This window comes from Aliamphritea hakodatensis (genome assembly GCF_024347195.1).
Classification (GTDB): domain Bacteria; phylum Pseudomonadota; class Gammaproteobacteria; order Pseudomonadales; family Balneatricaceae; genus Amphritea; species Amphritea hakodatensis.
This window is the reverse complement of sequence record NZ_AP025281.1, coordinates 863568-887129: the sequence shown is the minus strand read 5'-3', so window position 1 is coordinate 887129 and position 23562 is coordinate 863568. Positions and strand designations below refer to the sequence as shown.

Here is a 23562-nt window from a genome sequence, read left to right as displayed (position 1 = left end):
CATTTTTTACTGCTAACCATGCTAAATATGCAGTCTGAAACAAAACTGAATACTTTTACGGCTAGACTGCCCATACTGCGCATCCGGTAACATTATTATCTCTAATGATAAAGATTCACTTTTCTGACTTTATTCCCAAACCGTTTTGCTGGATGCTTAGCGAAAATAAGACAAGTGCAACCCTTGAGACCCCAGAAGCACAATTATGAACAAACTCATTCTCATCATGATCGATGGCATCAGTGCCGGTAAATTTGAACAGATGCGTGATCAGCTTCCCCATCTGGATGCGCTGGCCAGACAGGGCTGTCAGGTAAAAGAACTGACACCGGAAATCTGCGGGACGTCTTTCCCGGGCCGGACGTCAATGATCATCGGCCGCCCGCCGGCAGAACATGGCGTGTACGGCAATAAAATCTGGGACGGTGATGTTTTCCGCTGGTCGAATCCCTATGATGTGCGCGGCGAAACCCTGGCAGGCTTCGCCCGTAAAGCCGGTGGTGACGTTGTGAATGTCGGCTACGGCATGGTTCGCCCGGAAGACTGCAACCTGTTCATCAAACCCTGGTGGGTTAATGATGTCATGAGCCGGGGCCGTGATAACGAGCCGCATCCGGCCAATGAACAGTGGCGTCTCACCGGAAAAAACCTCGATCCGGATAACCGGCTGTCACAACTGGGCCTGAACATTGACGAGATGGTTGATCCTATTGCAGACCGGGAACAGACGCTGAGCCTGGGTATGCTGGCGGATTACCAACTGATGCAGGTAGCCGCCACGCTGGCTGGCGCCGATGCGCCGGACCTGATCATGCTGGAAGTGGGTATCACTGACTATTACCTGCACCAGTACGGCACTGAACATCCGCAAACGGAACTCTCCCTGCGCACCGCTGATGCCCAGGTAGGTGCGCTGATGACCCAGTTACGCAGCAATGGCACGCTGGACACATACAACTTCGCCATCATGAGTGACCACGGCCACGCGGCTATGCCTGACGCAGTACGCTGCGACCTGCTGTTGCCGGAAGGCTGCCGCTGGTCCAGCGAAGGCAGCGTACTGATGGTTGCACCGCGCTCTGACGAAGAAGCAACAACCGTCACCGAACAGCTGCTGGCACAGGGCATGGAAATTATGCCGAAAGATTTTATCCCGGCAGACCTGCATGACACGCTGATCGCCTTTACCTGCCCGGCCGGAGAATATGTCAGCTTCGAAGCCGACGTCATGGGCACAGGCACCATTCGCGGGGCATCCAAGTACAAATCCAATCACGGTATGCGCCCGGGCACACCTGAAGACAACCGCTTCTGTATTTTTGCCGGCCCGAATGTACCGCAAATGGAAGTTGATTTTGCAACGGCTGTTCAGGTCGCACCGACCATGGCTGCGATTATGGGTGTGGAAACTGACTGGACGGTTGAGCCCATTCTCAAGGCAGTCTGATCACGGCATACTGCGCGATAACAGACAAAAAATCCCGGCACAGGCCGGGATTTTTATGAGTAACCTTCAGTCATTTAAAGACTCAGATTCCAGTCCAGATTATCTTTACACGGATGCTGCTCTAACTCTTCCAGCATCCAACGGCAGAAGTTATCCACCTTAGCTGTCATCGGCCGGTTTGGCAGCACCAGATAATGGCCACACTCCGCTTCCATTTCATATTCATGCGCCTTGATCAGGCGGCCATTTTGTAACGGTTCATATAAATGACCACTCAGCCCCAATAACGCCCCCACACCGGCTTCGGCCATATCAATCGCCATCGTGGTATTATCACTCTCAAAACTGGTCATCGGCTGAAGCTCTACCAACCCCTGCTCACCAAACCAGCTATGCCACCCCTCCCGATAGCCCATAATGCTGATCAGTGGCATTTCGATCAGCCGGTCTAACTGATGGCTCCCCGGATACTTTTCCATAAACTCCGGGCTGGCCACCACTTGCCAGTGTTCTTTGATAATCCGCTGCACCAGCGAACCGGAGAAATCCCCGTAGCCATGACAGATTTCAAGGTCAACACCATCAACGCTCTCACCGTTAGGCCAGACTGATGTCTTTAACCGCACCCGGTATTCCGGATACTTCGCCATAAATTTGGGTAAACGTTCAACCAGCCAGCGCTGCGCAAAGGTTGTACCGGACTTAATCTGCAACACCGGCTGATGCGAGGTATCGAACAACTCCTGGGTACTGGCCCGCATATTACTGAACGCCTGCGTCAGTACCGGAAGATAGGAACGCCCCAGATCCGTCAGCTGCAGTTTCCGTGATTTACGGGTGAACAGGGGCGCACCGAGATATTCTTCCAGCAGCTTTACCTGCTGGCTCACCGCTCCCTGGGTCACAAACAACTCCTCAGAAGCCTTTGTCAGACTCTGCAACCGCGCTGCGGCTTCAAAGGCCCGCAAAGCATTCAGAGGTGGCATCGGTTTTTTCGGTCGCTGCATGCGAAGTAATCTCCCATGTATGAATCTGTAAAACGGGCATCCGGTTTACATCACCAGAAGCTATCCGGACGGAAAAAACCGTATATGTGACGGAAACAGACAAACCCTTATTTGCCTAGAATGTAACTCAGGCGTCTCTTCGCGACAATGAAAGCACAACAATTTTATTAGATTTTCTGGAAAATTATTTTTTATTAATTTGACAGAAATCAAATACTCATATTTTTGTAATATTTCATTAATAATACTAACATATTGATAGTAAAGTATTTTAAGCTAAAAAATCACTTTCGTTTAACACCGTATTATTACATTAAAATGACAGCTTTCTTTAGTAAAACTAAAGTTTTTGTTCCGAAATTCTCGCTTTTTAGGCTATCGTTAATTTGCCACTATTGAGGACACCTGAAATGACAGCAAGTACGTCGCTGTTCAGGATAAGAATAATTACTTTAGCTAAACAGGTTCAGCAACCGTCCGCCCCTTCCGTAAACGCCAGCAACATCCGGTGATTCGGAACAGGAAAAGACAGGGGGCCGGGCCTGATTATGCATACCGGTGACCACCGGCTACTTAACTGAATAAAAAAAGAGGTAGACATGTCACACGATTTAAATAAGTTGGCAATTGAAGCGGCGAAAGGCCGTCTGAGCCGCCGCGAGTTCATGCGCCATGCAGCAGCCGTAGGTGTTGCCGCTCCATTGGCTTCCACACTGCTGAGCCAGGGTGTTCTGGCAGCAGAAACACCGAAGAAAGGCGGCCACCTGATTGCCGGCCTGAAAGGCGGCAGTTCAACTGACGTACTTGACCCTGCACTGAACGCTTCAAAAGTGCCATACAGCTTCCTGCGTACCTGGGGTGAAACCCTGGTAGACATTACCCCTACCGGTGAGCCGGTTCCTTACCTGGCCACCTCCTGGGAGCCATCCAACGGTGCCAAAACCTGGACCTTCAACCTGCGCAAAGGTGTGCTGTTCCACAACGGCAAAGAAATGGACTCCGACGATGTGGTTAAAACCCTGCAACGTCACTCCGGTGAAGACACCAAGTCCGGCGCGCTGGGCATCATGCGTGACATCGTAGACATCAAAGCCAATGGCAAGTACCAGGTTGTTCTGGAACTGAAAGAAGGTAACGCTGACCTGCCATACCTGATGTCTGATTACCACCTGACCATTCAGCCAGGCGGTGGTTTTGACGATCCTAACGCAGGTATCGGTACCGGCCCTTACGTTGTGACTGTTAACGAGCCGGGAATCCGTCACGTTGGCGAAAAGTTCAAAGACTACTGGAACGACAACGTGGGTCACGCTGACACCGTTGAAATCCGTGTCATGAATGACCAGACCGCCCGTATGTCTGCCCTGCAGTCCGGCAGCGTTCATATGGCTAACCAGGTTGCCGCGAAGACCGCCAAGCTGATGACCCGCCTGCCGAACATCACCATTGAGAACACTCAGGGTAAGGGTCACTACCCATTCCTGATGCACGCTGATACTGCACCTTTCGACAACCTGGACCTGCGTCTGGCACTGAAATATGCCATTAACCGTGAAGATATGGTTTCCCGTATTCTGCAGGGTTACGGTACTGTCGGTAACGACTTCCCGATCAACTCAGCTTACGACCTGTTTGATGAATCTATTGAACAGCGTACTCAGGATCTGGATAAAGCGGCCTACCACTACAAGAAGTCCGGCCACAGCGGCCCGGTTGTTCTGCGTACTTCGGACGCGGCCTTCTCCGGCGCGGTTGATGCGGCAATCCTGTTCAGCCAGCAAGCTGCCAAAGCCGGCATCAAGGTTGAAGTTAAGCGTGAACCGGCTGACGGTTACTGGTCGAACGTCTGGAATGCACAGCCATTCTGCCTGTCTTACTGGAGTGGCCGTAACACCCAGGACGAAATGTACTCCGTTGCCTACAAGTCTGACGCTGACTGGAACGACACTAACTGGCGCCGTCCTGAGTTCGACAAACTGTTGTCTCAGGCACGTGTAGAAGTGAACCGTGACACCCGTAAGCAGATCTACAGCGACATGGGCCGTATGGTACGTGACGACGGTGGTGCGATGATTCCGTTCTTCAACGACTTCATCGACGGCGTTTCCAAGAAGGTTCACGGTTACGTGAAAGACCCTTCTGCAGAAATGTCTAACGGTTACGCACTGATCCGCTGCTGGTTGGCATAAACCATGGTTCTTGCGTCTAACTCACTGACCGCCCTTGTGGCCAAGCGCATTGCGCTTGGCCTCGGGCTCTTACTGGCGATCTCCGCACTGATCTTTGCCGGCACAGAAATGCTGCCTGGCGACGTTGCGCAGAGTATTCTTGGCCAGAGCGCCACCCCTGAAGCCCTGGCAAACCTGCGGGCCGACATGGGCCTTAATAAACCGGCACTGGAACGCTATCTGTCCTGGCTGGGTGGTATTTTACAGGGTGACCTGGGTAATTCCCTGAGCAGTGGTCGCGACATCGGCGATATGATCGGCGGACGTCTTGGCAACACACTGTTCCTGGCGATGTGCACAGCAATTATTGCCGTCCCGCTGGCCGTCATTCTTGGTATGATTGCGGTTCACTTCCGCAACGGTATGGTTGATAAGCTGATCTCCATTACGACGATCACCGCTATTTCACTGCCTGAATTCTTTATCGGTTACCTGCTGATCCTGGTATTTGCAGTTAATCTTGGCTGGCTACCGTCCAGCTCAATCATCTACGACGGCATGTCGTGGGGTGAAAAACTGACCGCCATCGCTCTGCCCTGCGCAACCCTGACTCTGGTTGTACTGGCCCACATGATGCGGATGACCCGTGCAGCGATTCTTAATGTTATGTCCAGCGCGTACATTGAAACAGCTGAACTGAAAGGCCTTAGCCCCTTCAAGATTATTTTCCGCCATGCATTTCCGAATGCCATTTCGCCGATCATTACCGTTGTGGTACTGAACCTGGCGTATCTGGTTGTCGGTGTAGTGGTGGTTGAAATTATCTTCGTATACCCGGGCATGGGACAACTGCTGGTTGACCACGTGACCAAACGGGATGTACCTGTGGTACAAGCCACCGGTCTGATATTCGCAGCGATCTATATCCTGCTGAATATGTTTGCCGACATTATGTCGATCGTTGCAAACCCGCGTCTGCGTCACCCGAAATAAGAGGCCAGGAAGAAAAATAATGAACTCAACTGCTTCTGACTTAACCGGCACCGGCGCAGCTAAAGCTGCACCACACAAGCCAAACTGGCTGGCGCAATTCCTCAGCCACCTGTCGTGGGGGGCCCGTATTGGCCTGCTGTGCCTCGTTATATTTGCGCTGGCGGCAATCTTTGCGCCATGGGTAGCCCCTTATACACAGGAAGAAATTGTCGGTGACGTATGGTTACCGATGTCCGGTGAATTCCTGCTGGGTACCGACCAGCTCGGCCGGGACATTCTGTCCCGCCTGATCTACGGCGCCCGTAACACCTTCTTTATAGCCGGTGCAGCCACCCTGCTGTCATTCTTCATGGGCACCTTTCTGGGTTTCCTGGCAGCGGTTACCGGTGGCCACACCGATCAGGTACTGAGCCGTCTGAATGACCTGATGATGTCGATCCCAACACTGATTTTTGCCTTAGTGGTACTGTCCGTACTGCCAGCAAACATGCTGTTCCTGATCCTCATCATGGGGGTACTGGATTCAACCCGGGTATTCCGTCTGTCCCGTGCCGTTGCCGTCGATATCGTGGTAATGGATTACGTGGAAGCGGCCCGCCTGCGGGGTGAAGGTACCCTGTGGATTATTTTCCGCGAAATCCTGCCAAACGCCCTTTCACCGCTGTTTGCTGAATTCGGTCTGCGGTTTGCCTTTGCGGTACTCTTCCTGAGTACCCTGAGCTTCCTGGGATTAGGCGTTCAGCCACCTGAAGCCGACTGGGGCAGCATGGTTAAGGAAAACAAAGACGGTATTGTCTTCGGCATTCCTGCGGCACTGATTCCGGCCGCGGCCATCGCTACCCTGACGATCAGTATTAACCTTGTTGTGGATTCAATTCTCAGCCGTACCAGCAGTCTGAAAGGAGGCCGGGAATGAGCACCTTACTCGACGTAAAAAACCTGCAAATATCGGTCACCAGCCATGTGCCGGGAAAACCCGCCAAGACATTTACCATTGTTGAGGGCGTCTCATTCACCCTTGAAAAAGGTAAGGTGCTGGGCCTGATCGGTGAATCCGGTGCCGGTAAATCAACCATCGGCCTGTCCAGCATGGCCTATGGCCGTGGTGGTTGTCATATCAGCGGCGGCGAAGTCTGGCTGAACGGCGAGAACATTCTCGCCCACAACCACAGCCAGATCCGTCAGGTACGCGGTGCCCGGGTCGCTTATGTTGCCCAGTCTGCCGCAGCAGCCTTCAACCCGGCTCACCGTCTGGGCGATCAGATCATCGAATCAGCGATGGAACATAAGCTGATGAGCCGCAGTGAAGCGGAAAGCTATGCCAACACGCTGTATCACAAGTTAGGCCTGCCTAACCCTGACAACTTTGGTGACCGCTATCCTCACCAGGTATCCGGCGGCCAGCTTCAGCGCGCCATGACAGTAATGGCGCTGTGTTCCAAACCGGACCTGATCGTATTTGATGAACCAACCACCGCACTGGATGTAACCACCCAGATTGACGTGCTGGCGACCATCAAACATGCGATTGCGGATACCGGTACGGCAGCCCTGTATATTACTCACGACCTTGCCGTTGTTGCTCAGATCTCTGATGACATCATGGTACTGCGACACGGTAAAACCGTTGAGTACGGCAGCGCTGATCAGATCATTAATAACCCGCAGGAAACCTATACCCGTGATCTGGTAACCGTCCGGGGTATTGAAAAAGAACAGGCCGCCCCCTGTGACCAGGAACCGATTCTGAAAATTAATCAGATCGATGCGGCATACGACGGCAAGAATAAAATTCTGCACGACGTCAGCATGTTCCTGAAGCCGGGTCAGACCCTCTCTATTGTTGGTGAATCCGGCTCCGGTAAATCGACACTGGCGCGAGTGATTACCGGCCTGTTACCACCGATGTCCGGCAGCATTGAGTTTGCCGGAGAAACCTTACCAGCCGCACTTAAAGCCCGGAATAAAGAACAGCTGCGTGAACTGCAAATGATCTACCAGATGGCTGACGTGGCAATGAACCCGCGGCACACCATCGGTCAGATTATAGGCCGTCCACTGGGCTTCTACTTCGGTGTCAGTGGCGCAGAACAGCGTAAGCAGACTATCGAATTACTTGAGCAGATTGAGCTTGGTGAAGAATTTATCGACCGTTATCCGGCCGAACTTTCCGGCGGTCAGAAGCAGCGGGTGTGTATTGCCCGGGCACTGGCAGCCCGGCCAAAAATGATCATCTGTGACGAAGTAACCTCGGCACTCGACCCTCTGGTCGCCGATGACATCCTCCGTCTGCTGCTACGCTTACAGAAGAAGCACAATATTGCCTATCTGTTCATCACGCACGATATCGCCACTGTCCGGGCAATCTCTGACGCCATCGCTGTGATGTATCAGGGCAAGCTGATGCGGTTCGGCGACAAAGACAGCGTGCTGTCACCACCTTTTGATGACTACACCGACCTGCTGCTCTCTTCCGTACCGGAAATGGAGCTGGGCTGGCTGGAAAAAGTCCTCAGTACACGCCGGATGGAATCGGCAGGAAACTGATCTTCCCAGCGGGAATTATCAGGCTACTGACCCGGCTTCTCTCGGAGAGGCCGGGCCCATCCATATTTATCTGACTACCGGCAAACCGGCAGGAGACACTCGACTCAACATGGTACAGGCATAATGCATTCAGCGGTCGGCACAACAGTTCTGATCAATCTTCTCGGTGGCGTCGCCCTGCTTCTCTGGGGCCTGACCATGGTCAAGACCAGCATCATCAGCGCCTACGGTGGCAAGCTGCGACGGCACCTCGGCCGCAGCATGAATAACCGTTTTAAGGCCTTTGGCGTTGGCATCGGTGTCACCTGTATGCTGCAAAGCAGTACAGCAACCGCACTGCTGGCAAGCTCATTTGCCGCTCAGGGGCTGTCAGCGGCACCGGCACTGGCGTTACTGCTCGGCGCAGACATCGGTACCACTCTGGTAGCACAGGCCCTGTCGATGGACCTCAGCCTGCTCAAACCGGTACTGATCTTTGCTGGCGTCTGCCTGTACTTTAATGCCCGCAGTGAGCGGCAAAAACACCTGGGCCAGATCATTCTTGGCCTTGGCCTGATGCTGCTGGCGCTGCAGCTGATTGTCACGGCCTCTTCCCCAATGCGGGACTCTTCTACCATTCAGTTCCTGTTGTCTTCACTGGCAGATGAACCGGTGCTGGCGGTACTGATCGGCGCACTGATCAGCTTTCTGGCACATTCAAGCCTGGCAACGGTGCTGCTGGTTGTGGCACTGGGGGCATCCGGCTCACTGCCGCTGCACGTAGGTTTCGTTCTGATACTCGGGGCAAACCTGGGCGGCGCACTGCCGGCCATTCTTTCCACTATGCGTGCGGAACCTGCCATTCGCCGGCCACCACTGGGCAACCTTATATTCCGTGCTGTCGGCGTCCTTCTGATGCTCCCCATGCTGAGCATTGTGACGGCCTGGTTACCGGAGTTAGGTGCGTCTCCGGCCCGCCAACTGGTTAACTTCCATATGCTGTTTAACGTCGGCCTTGCGGTGCTGTTCCTGCCTCTGGTGAATCCGGCGGCAAGGCTGGTGACCCGGATCCTGCCGGAACGGGAAGAAGACGCCAACAGCATTAAACCCCGTTATCTGGACCGCTCTGCACTGAACAATCCGGCCATTGCCCTGTCTAACGCCATGCGTGAAGTACTGCGTATGGGAGACTTGCTGGACAACATGGTGAATAAAAGCATTGAAGCCCTGCAACAGCGGGACAGCACTGCCCTGAAGAAAATCACCCAGTCCGACGATCTGGTCGACGAATATCACGAAAAGATCAAGCTCTATCTGACTGAGCTGAGCCGCCGGGACCTGGGTAAAAAGAATCGCCGCCGCTGTAATCAGTACATGTCATTTACCACCAACCTTGAACACCTGGGCGACATTGTCGAAAGCAGCCTGGCGGATCTGATATCCCGCAGTCTGAGTCAGAATATTCAGTTCGCCAGCGCCGATATGCGCGCCATTGAAGACCTGCATAAAGCAACTCAGAACAACATGAAGCTGGCCTTTACGGTGTTAATGAATGGTCGGGTCAGTAACGCCCGGGAGCTGCTGGAACAGAAAACCGCCATTCGCGAGATGGAAAATAAGGCCATCAACACCCATCAGCGCCGGCTGCGGGAACAGGTGAATTCTCCAGCCACAGACAGCGCGCTGTTTCTGGATATTCTCCGCGACATCAAACGTATTAATTCACACCTGGCATCCGTTGCTTATCCGATCCTTGACCGGGCCGGAGAATTACGTGCCAGCCGGTTACGCCGTCAGCAGACGCCGGAACCGGAACAGAGCAGCGTTCAGGAAGAAAAAAAAATAGCCACTGCCACGCCCGACACAAAACCGTCGCAGTGATCCGAAATCCACACTCAGTTCTATAAGACAATAATTATGACCCAGTACAAAGGCTTACTTTTCGATAAAGACGGCACACTCATCGACTTCATGGCTTCATGGTTACCGCTGATTCATGAAGCATCTAAAAAAATGGCCGGTGGCGATGAGCAGACAGCTGCTGAAATGCTGGCAGCTACCGGCTATGACGCAGAACAGGATATTATTCTGGGAGGCTCTGTACTGGCCGCCGCCAGTAACCGGGAAATAGCAGAACACTGGGCACCGTTCATCAAACGTCCGCTGGATGATGCACTGGTCGATGAACTGAACACTATTTTCCAGCAAGGCAGTACCGAGCACAGCGTACCGGTGACGGACCTGGGTGCACTGTTTGACCTGTTCCGTGCCAGAGGCCTGAAACTGGGCATTGCCACCAGCGACAGCGAACAGGGGATTCACAGCTCACTGGGCCGGTTTAACGTGCTGGATAAACTGGACTTCATCTGCGGCTACGATACCGGCCACGGCATTAAACCCGGCGCAGGCATGGTGAACGGCTTCTGTGCAGAAACCGGACTGAAGCCCGAAGAAGTGATTGTTGTGGGTGATAACCTGCACGATATTGAAATGGCCCGAAACGCCGAAGCAGGCATGGCCATTGGCGTCCTGACCGGAACCAGCTCCGCTCAGCTGCTCGGCGAACACGCCGACCACGTGCTGAATAACATTAACGAAATCCCTGCCCTGCTCGACCGCTTGCAATAAGCAACTGCTTACGGCATCTTGGCCCTTTTTCACGGAAGAGGGCCAACCATGTTTACCTCAGTACAACATCTGTTTATTGCTTCAACCCTTCTGACAACAGCCAGCCTTGTGCAAGCCAGTCATCAGTGCGCCGCCGATCGCGTCAGCTTACAAGTGCTGGGCTCCGGTGGCCCGGAATTTACTGATAACCGCGCATCCAGCAGTTACCTGATCAGCCTGGATAACCGCGCCCGAATTCTGATCGATGCCGGTGCCGGCAGTGGCATTAACTTCGAAAAGAGCGGCGCTAAAATTCAGGATCTGGATGCGATTCTGTTTACCCACCTGCATGTTGACCACAGCGCGGATTTGCCAGCATTCATCAAGGCATCATTTTTTACGCCGCGGCGCAGTGATCTGCAGGTATTCGGCCCGGCGGGCAACCGGGTGATGCCGTCCACTACCGCATTCATCCGTAAAAACTTTGGCCCTGAAGGCAGCTATTCATACCTGCAAAACTTTGTTGAACCGGATCAGCGCAGTGCCTATAAAATCCAGGCAACGGACGTCCCCCTGACGCCTCATGAAGTCAGCGATTACACGCTGAATGATGACATCAGCCTGCAGGCGATTCCTGTCAATCACGGACCCATTGCCGCGACTGCCTGGCGGGTAAACATTGCTGGCTGCAGCATCAGTTTCACTGGCGACATGAGCAATCAGTACAAAACTTTCAGCACACTGGCAGAAAACAGCGACATCATCGTCGCCCACAATGCGATTCCTCAGGGCGCAGGCGGGGTTGCAGCCCGCTTACATATGCAGCCCAGTGATATCGGTATCATTGCCGCAGAAGCCAATCCGGGAAAACTGGTGCTGTCGCACCGTATGAACCGCAGCCTGGGTAAGGAAACTGAAACAGAGGCAGAGATTCGTAAGCACTATGATGGCGACATCCTCTTTGCGAACGATCTGGATATTATTCAGCCGGCAAGCCACTGATTCATCCGAATTAACCAAATATCCGGAATAAAAAAAGGCGCTATATGCGCCTTTTCTTTGTGAAAACCTGATCTGTTAAAGCTGTCCCGCCCTTTCCCGGGCCTGCTTAGCCCCGCTGCTGTCACCGCCTTCCCGGCGAATATCCGCAATCAGTAACCATAAGCGGCGCTCCACCTTTGGCTGACCACCGGCCACGGCCACACCTTTCAGTGCCAACTGTTCCGCCTGCAGAAACTGCCCCTGACGCCAGCGAACATCCGCCAGTTGGTAATACACCTGAGGGTCCCGCGGTGCGATCCGCTGGGCACGTTCAAGGCTGGACTGAGCAGAACTCAAAGATCCCTGCTGCTGTTGCTGTGCAGCCGTATTCAGCAGCGCAATCACCGCCGGATTACGCGGCGGTGCCGGTGTCAGCGATGCAGACGTTTTGATCGGTTTAGTGGTCTGGGTAGGTAACACATCAGGCTTCAGCGGCTGACTGTCCAGTGAACGGGACTGGATTTGCCCGCCGTTTTCCACCGGCGTGACAGTACCGATCGGCTGGCTCGGATGAACCGGTGTCACAATCACCCCCTGACGGGAATCTGCCGCCGGACGGGTTTCGCCAACCGTGCTCTGGCCACGCTCTTCAACAACCGGAATGAAATTTGAAGTGGCACAACCGGTCAGCAATACGCTGAATGCCAGAGCGGAGAGTCGAATCAGTGACATGATAAATCCTTATCTGCTGCGAAAAACTGAGCCGGGCTAAAAGCCCTGTATATGTGACCATTATACCGGCCGCAGTTTATACAGCTAGTGCCCGAAAGCTCTCAGGCGGGATAAGTCATGTACATTTATTTCAGCACCGTGCACCGAAATAATGCCGGCACTCTTCATTTCCTTGATCAGCCGGGAAAAGGTTTCCGGCTGCATGCCCAATTGAGAAGCAATCAGTTGCTTCGCCATTGGCAAATCAAAACAGCAGCTCTGGGCGGTCTGATCCGGTGCCAGATTGGACAGATAATGCCCCAGCCGGTGACGGGTATTCTGCAGCGTCAGAGTTTCTATTTCATTAATACGGCGGTGTAATTTCAACGCCATGCTGCCCAGCAAACGTACCGCACACTCCGGCTCGGCCATCAACAGCTTCATATAGTACTGGCGGGGGATCAGCAACACATCTCCCGGTTCCATCCCTTCGGCATTCAACGGATACTTATGCTGGTCAAGAAACATCAGCGCTTCGGCAAATGCCTGGCCTGGGCTGACAACTTCAATGACCTTTGTCTGGCCATCAGGGGAAACCCGGAATAACTTTACCCTGCCACTGAGGACAATATAAAAACTATGCGCTTCGCTTCCCTGATGAAACAGACTCTCGTTGTGCCCCAGGTGCACAATCCGGCAATGGCTGATTAACTCAGCAAATGCCTGATCAGACATCGATGAAAGTAACAGATGCTGTCTCACCTCTGCAGCAATTTCTTCAATCATGATTTACGGGCTCTCGGACTGATTATTTATTAAACGAAAGTCTCCTCATAATAGCAGGCAGTAGGCAGTGCTTATTTAGACACATGTCAAAACCTGTTCAGTTGATGGTAAAAAACCGGGCACAAAAATGAACTTTTTCGCCCTCATTCATATATTCAGTGCCCCGGGCAGAAAAAAGGCCCTTCAGAGAAGAGCCTTTTTAACACTGCAGCGTGTTATTGTTTAACTGCGTTTATCTCAGCCTGATCATCATCCAGTGCTAACTTGTAGCCCAGAGATACATGGTGATAACGGCCGTTAGTGAAGTCATCGTGGATGGCAAAACCGAAGTTATACAGTTTACCCGGTTCGATACTGACATCTCCCGGCTGATCAGACTTCAGCTTACGCTTCACAACAACCGACCAGGTGCCCGCTTTCAGAGACGCTTCCACTTCAGCGCCCTGACCACCGTGCATGGTCCGCTCTGCCAGAATCTGGCCGTCTTCCACTTCATCTGCACCGGACTTGTAGCGCACCAAATCCATATACTGGTTGGCTGCCATTGCCGCGGTGATATCCCCTTCTGATTTCAGCTTATCCCAGCCGCCCAGCGCTTTGCCGCGACGTCCTTTAAGCTCAATCTCGGTACGGGACTCAGTCAGATACTTGGTTACACCGGCATTCAGATCCAGACGGGCTGCCAGCTCAGAGTCTTTCAGCGCCTGATCTTCAGGGGCGAAAGGCATCTCGTCAGCATCTGCGTGACAGGTTCCCCAGCAACCGGCACGGTCAGCGTATTCAGCCTCATCGGTGGCGACCATGAAGGCCAGCTTCATTGGGTTCGCAGGGTCCATCTTACCGCCTTCAACGAACGGCACCGGTGCGTGATCCCCGTCTGCCCAGTTAAAGCGCAGGTACAGGTATTCATCATCATGAGTGGCATTGATTGTGACCGGAATGCTGCCCCGCTTACCCGGGATCAGATTCGGCTCCAGTTCTTTTTCACTCTCACCGCTGACGATCAACTGGCCAATGGTCTCTGTTTCTTCACCGTGACATTCAACACAACGGTCACCTTTGGTAAAGGCACGCTTACCACCGTGTTTACGGCCCAGGATCCATTCCATTGACGCGGTACCCGGATAGAACACAGTAATATCGGACGCGCTGGCTTTACCCCAGTCAACATTAATATTACTGGCTGCCGCCGGTACGGCGCCCACAGAGGCTACATTATTTTGCGCATCAGCAATCAGCCGTTCATTCTCAGCTTTCAGGGCAGCAACCGCACGGTTGATGGCCGCTTCGCTGTCTGCTTTGGCTTCTGCCGCCAGTGCCGCTTCCTTCGCTTCAACACGTGCCAGACCTTCCAGATATTCTTTTGGAATTTCACGGACGTATTTCGGATTCGGCGCTTCAATGGCTTCCAGCTCTTCGTCAGTCAGTTGGTCTCTGACGTTATGGTGCGCAATGCCTTTATGGCAGTCGATACAGGTTTGTCCTGTTTCAAAGGAATTCATGTGCTGCTTACGGGCACGGGGTTTCTGGAATTCCGGATTCATCGATTCAAAGTTGTGACAGTTACGGCACTCTCTGGAATCGGTAGTTTTCATCGCCGACCAGACATTTTTCGCAAGGTCCAGACGGTGTTCTTCAAATTTTTCAGGAGTATCAATTTTGCCTGTCGCCCAGTAGAACAGCTCTCTGGAGGCTTTAATCTTACGCACCACCTTGTGAATCCACGGACGGGGTACGTGACAGTCAGGACAGCCGGCTCTTACACCGGTACGGTTTGAATAATGGATGGTTGGCTTGTATTCCTGAAATACATTATTTTCCATCTCATGACAGCCAATGCAGAACTCAGTGCTATTGGTTGCTTCCATAGCAGTGTTGAAACCGCCCCAGAAAATAATACCAACAACAAAAAATACCAATGCACCGGCAGCGGTTACGCCCAGCACACGGCGGCGGGACCAGAAACCAGAATTGCTTGATGTATTTATATCCATAATCAACTCTAACCAAAGCGAGGTGAGCGGGCATGACTTACGCCATGCCCGCATTCAGGGTTTACAGGGAGTGACTAGGTTTTATGGTTCATACGGTTGTAAACGTTGAACTTACCGGTAGGAGTTGTCAGGCCTTTAATACGGGACTTCTCTTCAAGAGTCTTCGCATCATAAACCACGATTTCACCGGTAGGGTTCTTGCTGTCTGTACGGTTCCAGACAGATACCCATACTTCAGAACCATCTTCGTTAAACTCCATGTGCAGTGCCGCTTTACCCGGCTCTTCAGTTACACGGATTGTCTTAACGATCTCACGGGTATCTTTATCAAATACCTGTACTGACTGCTGAATTTCCGGCTCAGGGTGCTTGATCTGGTCAGCCCAAACGTACTGTGATGTCGGATGGGTACGGATGAATGCACCGGCACCATCAGTCTCAACTTCGTAGCACAGCTTCCAGGCTTTATCAGCGTTGCTGGCAGGATCGTTACCCCAAACAGATACCAGACCGGTACCTAAGTGAGTGGTGCCGCCAACAGGGCCACACTCTTTGTCGTTCCAGTTAGCACCAGGACCAGGGTGTGGCAGTGAATCAACATCAATCTGAGCTTCTAACTTACCGGTTTCAGTATCAACGATGACCATCTTGTTTGAAGCGTTAGCCGCAATCTGGAAGTAACGACCGGTTGGATCGTAGAAACCGTCATGCAGGAATTCAGAAGATGCAATTGAAGTAATGGTTAAGTTATCCAGATCGCTGTAATCAACCTGCAACATCTGGCCGGTTTCTTTAACAGCAACGGTGAACTCAGACTTGTTAGGAGAAGTGTAAACAGCCGCGACACGCGCTTCGTTAACAAACTCACCCTTAGTGTTATAGCCACGGGTTGTGATCACTTTCAGCGGATTCAGTGTCACCGCATCCATGATGACGAAATGCGCAGGCCAGTAACCACCGGCAACAACGTATTTGCCATCGCCTGAAACAGCGATGTCACGGGCGTCATAAGCCATCTTGGTTTCAGCAACCAGCATCTTGTCAGGGGTCTGCCACAGGTCGATCTTGTTCACCTTACCGTCACGGCCAATGGTGTACCAGAAACGGCCGATGTCTTCCGCGTGATCAATCTTGTGATGCTCAGTACCCTTGATTACGTGTACTGCGTAACCGGTGTTGATGTGGGTAATAATTTCTTTGGTATCACCATCAATGATTGCCGCTTTACCGGCATCACGTTCGATAACCACGAAGAAGTTCTTCCAGTTACGGCCGTGCAGCGGTTTAGTTGGGTAATCTTTTGGCGCAACGTACTCTTTGGTATGAGAACGCATTTGCTCCAGTGACATTTCAGGTGGCACCGGTGGCTCCATCTGAATGAAGGTTGCCAGGTTAGCAATCTCTTCTTTAGAGAAGATGTCATCGAAGTTGTTCATACCGCCTTCTGTACCGTAGGCAATAATCTTCTCCAGACGTTCCTGACCTTTCTTCAGGGTTTCTTTTGGCTCAAGGTTCTTACCGGTAGCGCCTTTACGCAAAACACCGTGACAACCAGCGCAACGCTGGAAGTACTGCAACTGTGCTTTAGCAAAATCTGCTTCAGATAAGGTAGGCTCAGCAGCAACAGCAGACATGCTCAGTGCTCCTGATGCCATACCGATAGCCAGGCCAATGGTGGATAATCCATACTTGAGTGTTTTCATCGAACAGCTCTCCAGCGGTTATTTACGTTTTTCGTTTGGCTAAATAACTTCTACTGGATGCACTATTAATCAAACTGGCAACAAAAAAACTGACTATGGTCAAGTTTAAAAACTTTTTATCATTTTTTTGCTATTTAAACGGAACTCTGTCTTTTTATTTAATAAGAACTCTGCTATTAGTTTTTATTATTCCAAAATACCAAACCTGCTATAAAACGGTTATCAAAAACCGGCATTAATCATTAATATCAACAAGTTAGATAGATCACGAAAGACGCCAGAGCTTACTCAGGCAGGGGAAACTCTGTGTAATTAAACAGAGTATTCTAAAGCGATGCATGCGAATAAAAACAGTCCATTCATGCCAGTATTACAATAAGTGCACTGGATTTATTCGCAAATTTTTCTAATGACTGGTACCCGCAGAACGGGTTATTTTATTGTGCACATTATATTTACCGACCGGCTTTTTCATCGGTAAACGTTTTACTTCCTCCAGTGTCTCGGCATCGTAGACAATAATTGCACCGTCCATTTCCCAGATACTGAGCAGCGCAAAGCGGCCGTCTTTGGTGAATTCTATATGTCCGGAGGTTTTGCCCGGCTCAGGCTTCAGGGTTTTAACGATCTCCAGAGTTTCCTTATCGATCACGTGCATGACGTCTTTATCCGGCCCGACAAAAACATCCACCCAGGCGTAACGGGAATTTTCATGGCTGCGCATAAAGAATCCCGGCCCTTTGGTATCGATCTTCTTAATCGTCTTCCAGTTTTGCGTATCAATAAAGGTAACCGTGTGTTCCTTCAGATTGGGCGTGGCCAGTACAGTCGTATCCTGATATGGCCAGGTAATCCCGGATCCCAGATGAGGCATGCCGGTCAGATCAAGATCCGCCGCTTTTTGCTGGCTGTTCAGATCAATCACCTGACCATTCTTCGCGTTTCGGGCAGCCCCCATGATGTGGTTATATGCCTGATCGAAGAAGAAGTCGTCCAGATAGTCATCCATTTTAATGCGGGTCACCTGTAACGGTGTTTCCGGGGCATAACTGATTTCCCAGACTTCTTTAAAGTCTTTCAGGGCAGCGATAAAACTCTGCCGGGGAGCAGCAGCATATACCGCACTGACCCGGGAACTTTCTCCCTGTTCATCCGCCACCGGAATAGTCTTTACAAAGCTCAGGTCAGTGGCATCCAGCACCACCAGCGTATGGGGCAGATAATTCCCTACCAGCACATAGCGGTCATCCCCGGACACGGCCACATTACGGGCATTGATACCTGCACGGACTTCCGCCACCACTTCCAGGTTATACATATCATATTTCGTCACCCAGCCATCCCGGGATGCAAAATAGACAAAACGGCCATCCGACGTATACTTCGGCCCGCCGTGTAAAGCGTAGCGGGACTTAAAGCGGTGAATGGGTTCAAAGGTATCACCGTCCAGTACCGAGACATGGTGATCGCCTGCTTCCACCACCAGAAACACGTTCAGCGGATCTGCGGTATACACCGGCGTTGCAGTGCTGGCATCACCGGTTACCAGATCCGGCTTATAGATCACATGGCTATCTTTAATCGCCTGTTCACTCCACTGCGGCACTTCTGCCAGTGGGGTATAGATATAGTCCGCCAGACTGGCAATTTCCGCTTCACTGAGCACATTGCCAAACGCCGGCATTTGTGTGGCGGGCAAGCCGTTGGTGACCGAGTTCACCGCCGCCTTTTTTCTCACCCGCTTTAAGTTTTCCGGCAACAGTGCCGGGCCAATCAGACCAAGCCGGTCTGCGCCATGACAGGCGGCACAGTTTTGCTGATACAGCTGTGCCGGATCCGGTTCAGCTGCGGCAACCGCCCCGCTGAGCAATAACGGCAGCAAGACAGAAAGATGTTTAGCTGGCAAAGCGAATCCTCCGCACATTCAGATCCATTTTTACGGGTTTTTCTGCTTCATAGTCCGCCAGATTAACCCCCAGCTCCTGATCATCCAGATAGCAGGCAGGATCTTCCCACCATGGATCACCGGTTGTCTGGAACGCCCGGACACGGGTATTTCCGCCACAGACATCCTTATAAGTACACACGCCGCAGCGGCCGCCCAGGCAACGTTCTTCAGCTTTAAAACCGGCCATCAGCGGATCACTGGTATCCTGCCAGATTTCTGAAAACGGCCGTTCCAGCACATTGCCCAGGTTGTAATTCCACCAGAAGGTATCCGGATGTACATTGCCCAGATTATCGATATTGGCCACATTGACACCGGAAGAGTTACCGCCCCACTGGGACAGTTTGGCCCGCATATGTTCGTAGCGGTCCGGAAAATGGCGCTGCACCCAGTGCAGGAAATACACACCGTCAGCATCGTTATTGCCGGTCACAAACTCCCGGTGACGGCCTGCCTGAACATCTTCCCAGCAGCGTTCGAACAGCAGATCCAGCGCTTCGCGGGTAATCTGATGAACCGCATCATGCCCCCGGTGACGGTTACCCCGGCCGCCGTAATTGAGGTGAGACAAGTAGAACTTGTCGACCTTTTCCTCATCCATCACATCCAGCAGGTAGGGTAATTCATGGGAGTTATCCTGAGTGATGGAGAAGCGCATACCGACTTTAATACCCGCTTCCCGGCACAGTTGCAACCCTTTGAAAGACGCGTCAAACGCCCCCTGTTTCTGGCGAAACTCATCATGGGTTTCCCGCACACCGTCAATGCTTATCCCCAGGTAGTCGTATCCCACTGCGGCCAGCGCTTCGATGTTGGATTCATCGATCAGGGTGCCGTTGGTAGACAGCGCCACATAGAAGCCCATGGCTTTAGCCTGATGAGAGATATCCAGAATATCCGGACGCAATAACGGTTCACCGCCGGATAAAATCAGCACCGGCACTTTAAAGCTGCGCAGATCTTTCATGACATCCACAACCTGAGTGGTCGTAAGTTCGCCGGGAAAATCTACGTCGGCAGAAATTGAATAACAGTGTTTACAGGCAAGGTTGCAGCGGCGCACCAGATTCCAGATAACCACCGGGCCCGGCGGGTTACGCTTAGGGCCTATCGGAGTTGGATTGACAAGCTCCTGCATATACTGAGAGATACGAAACATGGTTCAGCCTCCAATGCGGATTCCGGTTTTCTTTAAGATTCGGCTACTGAACAGAACATCTCTGCGACGGCAGTGCTCTCCCAGTAAATCCGCTATTTTTTGTGCTTTTTCAATGACTTCTTCGCGGCTGCGACCGTGCACCATGGCAAACAGGTTGTACGGCCAGTCAGGCAAAAACCGCGGGCGGTGATAACAGTGGCTGACATAATCCAGCGCCCCGATCATTTCCCCCAGTTCATGCACCTTCTCATCGGGTACATCCCAGACGGACATACCATTGCCGGTATAGCCCAGCCGGTAATGATTCGGCACCGCGCCGATACGTCGGATGCGGCCGTCATCCTGCATAATTCTGATCCGCTGCATCAGCAGTTCGGCATCAATATCCAGTTCAGCAGCGATCTGCTTATACGGCTCGGCTATCAGGGGCAATCCGGCCTGGGTTTTAAGAATAATGTCCCGGTCCAGCACCTGTAATTCTGCGTCAGATTTCAAAATACAGCCCCACATAAAACTCGTGTAATTTAGGCATATTCCGGACTATCAGGCCGGTTTCAGCTTCTATAGCCGCCAGAGTGTCTTCCAGTTCCTGCCAGCTCTCAGTGGCGGCCACAAACCACATATTCAGTTCATGATCCCGCTCATAATTGTGTGCCACCTGGGGAAAGGCATTCACCTGCTCAGCCACTTCATCGAACCGCGCCTGAGGCACCGCGATAGCACACAGGCTGACAGCACCGTCAAAGCGGTCAGCGTTATACAGAGGGCCAAAACGGCTGAGGATTTTATCTTCGCGTAACCGCTGTAACCGGCTGATCAGCTCACCTTCTGTCGTACCGAGCTGTTCAGCCACCACCGCAAAGGGATGATCACACACCGGAAAACTGCGTTGCAGCGTATTGATAATGCGCTTATCCAGCGCATCCAGCGCGTCAGCCGGAGCGACGGTATTCAGGTCGTTCATCGCAACACCGCCTGTTGATGTGTATCTTCCTGAACGATGTATTTCGCACCGCACTGCTTAAACCGTTGCAGTGAAAACAACACTTCGTAAGGGGTATCTTTCAGCGCCAGTTTATCCACCAGATCATCCACGTAAGCCATCACTTCATCACGGCTTTTGCCATGAATCATGCTGAACAGGTTATACGGCCAGCGCGGCTTGATTCTGGGGCGCTGATAACAAAGGGTTACCTTCTGCTCGGCACTCAGTTGCTGTCCCAGTTCATCTACCTGATCATCCGGCACGTCCCACACCAACATCGCATTGGCCCGGTAGCCCAGCTCATGATGGCGGACAATCACGCCAAAACGGCGAATAATGCCCGCAGACTGCATTTCTGAAAGTGTCTCAATGACGGTGTCTTCCGAGAGTCCGAGCTGTTCGCCGACCGTCAGGTAAGGCCGTTCTGTGAGTGGCAGCCCGGTCTGAATTGCTGCAATCAGTGAACCGTGTAAGGCAGGATCAAAGCTGCAGTCGGTATTTTTCTGCGCCGGACTGGTGGCAACTTTTTGTTTGTCGCCGGCATCCATCCGGAAGCCCAGATCAATGTGATATTCCTTCAGCAGAGGCAGGCTCATCACCTCATAGCCGCTGCGGGATTCAATACCGCCAAGCACCTGCTGCAGCTTTTCCTGATCCGCTGCGACAGCGACAAACCACAGATTCAGCCGGTGCTCACGCTCATAGTTATGGTTCACTTCCGGGTAGCCATTCACCAGCGTGGCCACCTCGGTCAGCATCTCCTGCGGCACGCTCATCGCAGCCAGAGTACTGCTGCCGAGCATACGGGGCTTGAAAACCGGACCGACCCGGCTGACCTTACCCCGCATCAGTAATTCAGCGAGCAGGTCCCGGACAGTCTGGCTGTCAGACCCCAGCTCGCTGGCCAACTGGTCATAAGGTTCAGGCACCAGCGGAAAGTTACGCTGATAGTTATTCAGTAATCGTTGTTCCAGGCTACTCATGATCATAACCCTATGGTGTGAGCACGGTTGGTAAAGAAGATGCCGGACGGTTTTTCCACCGGTAACTGATCAAGTTTTTCAAAACTTTTGGTGTCGTAAATCTGTACCTGATCATCATCCCGGACAGACGCCCAGACTTTGTCTCCCTTCGGCGTAAATTCCATATGCAATACGGCTTTACCCGGCTTCAGTGTTTGGATGATTTCCTGACTTTCGGTATCAATTACCTGCAGGGTATCGTTATTGGGGTAAGCAAAATTCACCCACATATGCCGTCCGCCCGGCCGGGCCATGACAAAAATTGGCTGGCCATGGACCGGGATCTTGCCGACCTGCTGCCAGCTTTTACGGTCCACCACGATCACCTGGTTATGGCCCACTGCAGGTACAAAGGCGTAATCCCCTGCAATCGCCCAGCCTTCCAGATGGGGCATCTTATACACCGGCAGTTTCTCTTCGCCGCGGCCATAGCCATCCAGAATCCGGCGGGCACCTTTTTCCGGATACCACAGATCCACCAGCGCCATGCCATCTTCGCCAAACAGACCGGCGATGTAATAGCGACCGTCCGGGGTAATCAGCGCGTCGTAAGGCTGACGGCCGATGTCTGTAAATTTGGTAATTTGAGGGGTTGCCGGCTCAGAAACATCAGCAATCCAGATCTCATCGGATTCATAGAGGCTGAACACAAAGCGGTTATCCGGCGCATCCACCAGCCCGACCACTTTAGATTGCACACCGTTCGCCCCGACCGCCGGGATATCAGCCACCAGCGCCAGTGTCCGGGCATTGAAGATTTTCACGCCGCCGGGCTCATAGTTTGAAACCGCGACCAGCGTGCCGTCTTCAGAGATTGCCCCACCAATGCTGTTACCGCCCTGTAACACCCGCTTATCAATTTTGCCGCTGAGGATATCCACCTTGGTTAATCCACCGTCCCTGCCGAACACATAGGCGAAACGTTCATCACGGGAAAACACGATAGAGGCATGGGATAAATCCCCCAGCCCTTCAACCTGATAAAGCTGCGAGCCACCGGTATGTTCCACCACCTGCACACTGCCGGTAGCACGTTCAATAATGACACCCAGATCCCCGGTACCACGGGCTTCGGCAGCATGGCTGACAGAAGCAAAGCTGATTAACAGCGGTACCACACAGCAGCTAAGCGCATGCCGGCGCCAGTTCTTAATATTCATGAATCAACACCTTCCTTAAGTGCGTCTACCAGCCAGCGGATATCATCATCACTGAGAATGCCCTGCCAGGGAGGCATTGGCGTTCCCTGACGGCCATAGCTGATGACATGAAAAAGATATTCTTCCGGTTTGTTACTCAGAACATCCGGGGTTAATGCCGGCCCCAGCCCTCCTTTGAGGGTCATCCCGTGGCAGGAGCCACAGTCATGTCTGAGTAAGTGGGACAGCTCTGCCTGCCGCTCTGCGCTTAGGGCTGCTGGCTGTACACCGTCAGCGGACGAGCCGGCCTGCGCCAGGCTCAGAGTGGAAAAGCAGATAGTCAGAACAGCTAAATACTTCATATTCTTCACATCTCCCTTTTACAG

20 protein-coding genes are annotated in these 23562 nt (G+C 52.5%); 8 read left to right on the top strand and 12 right to left on the bottom strand.

Annotated elements, in window-relative coordinates; genetic code table 11:
* Positions 1-205: 205 nt before the first annotated feature.
* A complete protein-coding gene (locus PCI15_RS03990; protein ID WP_271273076.1) occupies positions 206-1447 on the top strand; it encodes an alkaline phosphatase family protein in 1242 nt (413 codons plus the stop codon).
* Positions 1448-1521: 74 nt separating this feature from the next.
* Here PCI15_RS03990 and PCI15_RS03985 read toward each other — a convergent pair whose 3' ends face one another.
* The gene (locus PCI15_RS03985) at positions 1522-2454 is read right to left on the bottom strand and encodes a LysR substrate-binding domain-containing protein (RefSeq protein WP_271273075.1); all 933 of its coding nucleotides are present in this window, start codon (positions 2452-2454) and stop codon (positions 1522-1524) included.
* A gap of 599 nt (positions 2455-3053) precedes the next feature.
* On the opposite strand from PCI15_RS03985, the gene PCI15_RS03980 reads away from it, so the two are divergent.
* From PCI15_RS03980 to PCI15_RS03950, 7 genes are all read left to right on the top strand, one after another.
* Positions 3054-4643 carry an ABC transporter substrate-binding protein gene (locus PCI15_RS03980; protein ID WP_271273074.1) on the top strand — a complete coding sequence of 530 codons (1590 nt, stop codon included), beginning with the start codon at positions 3054-3056 and terminating at the stop codon, positions 4641-4643.
* A 3-nt stretch (positions 4644-4646) separates the two neighbouring features.
* Entirely contained in the window at positions 4647-5615 is a 969-nt protein-coding gene (locus tag PCI15_RS03975; RefSeq protein ID WP_271273073.1) for an ABC transporter permease, read from the top strand.
* A 19-nt stretch (positions 5616-5634) separates the two neighbouring features.
* A complete protein-coding gene (locus PCI15_RS03970) occupies positions 5635-6531 on the top strand; it encodes an ABC transporter permease (RefSeq protein ID WP_271273072.1) in 897 nt (298 codons plus the stop codon).
* Positions 6528-8162, top strand: coding sequence for an ABC transporter ATP-binding protein (locus PCI15_RS03965; protein WP_271273071.1), 1635 nt, complete (start codon positions 6528-6530; stop codon positions 8160-8162). The genes PCI15_RS03970 and PCI15_RS03965 overlap by 4 nt, the downstream gene beginning before the upstream one ends.
* Positions 8163-8285: 123 nt before the next feature.
* Positions 8286-10022 (top strand): Na/Pi cotransporter family protein, encoded by a 1737-nt coding sequence (locus PCI15_RS03960; RefSeq protein ID WP_271273070.1) that lies wholly within the window; start codon positions 8286-8288, stop codon positions 10020-10022.
* A 36-nt stretch (positions 10023-10058) separates the two neighbouring features.
* The gene (locus PCI15_RS03955) at positions 10059-10769 is read left to right on the top strand and encodes an HAD family hydrolase (protein WP_271273069.1); all 711 of its coding nucleotides are present in this window, start codon (positions 10059-10061) and stop codon (positions 10767-10769) included.
* 48 nt (positions 10770-10817) lie between these two features.
* A complete protein-coding gene (locus PCI15_RS03950) occupies positions 10818-11750 on the top strand; it encodes an MBL fold metallo-hydrolase (RefSeq protein ID WP_271273068.1) in 933 nt (310 codons plus the stop codon).
* 75 nt (positions 11751-11825) lie between these two features.
* Here the strand turns inward: PCI15_RS03950 and PCI15_RS03945 are convergent, their stop codons facing one another.
* From PCI15_RS03945 to PCI15_RS03895, 11 genes are all read right to left on the bottom strand, one after another.
* Positions 11826-12461, bottom strand: a complete 636-nt coding sequence (locus PCI15_RS03945; protein WP_271273067.1) for a tetratricopeptide repeat protein — start codon at positions 12459-12461, stop codon at positions 11826-11828.
* Positions 12462-12545: 84 nt separating this feature from the next.
* The gene (locus PCI15_RS03940; protein ID WP_271273066.1) at positions 12546-13226 is read right to left on the bottom strand and encodes a Crp/Fnr family transcriptional regulator; all 681 of its coding nucleotides are present in this window, start codon (positions 13224-13226) and stop codon (positions 12546-12548) included.
* A 215-nt stretch (positions 13227-13441) separates the two neighbouring features.
* The gene (locus tag PCI15_RS03935; protein WP_271273065.1) at positions 13442-15220 is read right to left on the bottom strand and encodes a NapC/NirT family cytochrome c; all 1779 of its coding nucleotides are present in this window, start codon (positions 15218-15220) and stop codon (positions 13442-13444) included.
* 74 nt (positions 15221-15294) lie between these two features.
* Positions 15295-16923, bottom strand: a complete 1629-nt coding sequence (locus tag PCI15_RS03930; protein WP_271273064.1) for a cytochrome D1 domain-containing protein — start codon at positions 16921-16923, stop codon at positions 15295-15297.
* A 406-nt stretch (positions 16924-17329) separates the two neighbouring features.
* On the bottom strand, positions 17330-18829 hold the full coding sequence (locus tag PCI15_RS03925) for a nitrite reductase (RefSeq protein WP_271273063.1): 1500 nt from the start codon (positions 18827-18829) through the stop codon (positions 17330-17332).
* Positions 18819-20030, bottom strand: coding sequence for a heme d1 biosynthesis radical SAM protein NirJ (gene nirJ, locus PCI15_RS03920; protein ID WP_271273062.1), 1212 nt, complete (start codon positions 20028-20030; stop codon positions 18819-18821). Before nirJ ends, PCI15_RS03925 begins: the two co-directional genes overlap by 11 nt.
* Positions 20031-20033: 3 nt before the next feature.
* Positions 20034-20525, bottom strand: coding sequence for a siroheme decarboxylase subunit beta (ahbB, locus tag PCI15_RS03915; RefSeq protein ID WP_271273061.1), 492 nt, complete (start codon positions 20523-20525; stop codon positions 20034-20036).
* Complete coding sequence (locus PCI15_RS03910; RefSeq protein ID WP_271273060.1) at positions 20515-20994, bottom strand: Lrp/AsnC family transcriptional regulator; 480 nt, start codon at positions 20992-20994, stop codon at positions 20515-20517. The genes ahbB (PCI15_RS03915) and PCI15_RS03910 overlap by 11 nt, the downstream gene beginning before the upstream one ends.
* Complete coding sequence (ahbB, locus tag PCI15_RS03905; protein ID WP_271273059.1) at positions 20991-21998, bottom strand: siroheme decarboxylase subunit beta; 1008 nt, start codon at positions 21996-21998, stop codon at positions 20991-20993. The genes PCI15_RS03910 and ahbB (PCI15_RS03905) overlap by 4 nt, the downstream gene beginning before the upstream one ends.
* A gap of 2 nt (positions 21999-22000) precedes the next feature.
* Positions 22001-23197: a cytochrome D1 domain-containing protein gene (locus tag PCI15_RS03900; RefSeq protein ID WP_271273058.1), complete on the bottom strand. Its 1197-nt coding sequence runs from the start codon at positions 23195-23197 to the stop codon at positions 22001-22003.
* The gene (locus tag PCI15_RS03895) at positions 23194-23538 is read right to left on the bottom strand and encodes a c-type cytochrome (protein WP_271273057.1); all 345 of its coding nucleotides are present in this window, start codon (positions 23536-23538) and stop codon (positions 23194-23196) included. Before PCI15_RS03895 ends, PCI15_RS03900 begins: the two co-directional genes overlap by 4 nt.
* Between the last annotated feature and the right edge of the window lie 24 nt (positions 23539-23562).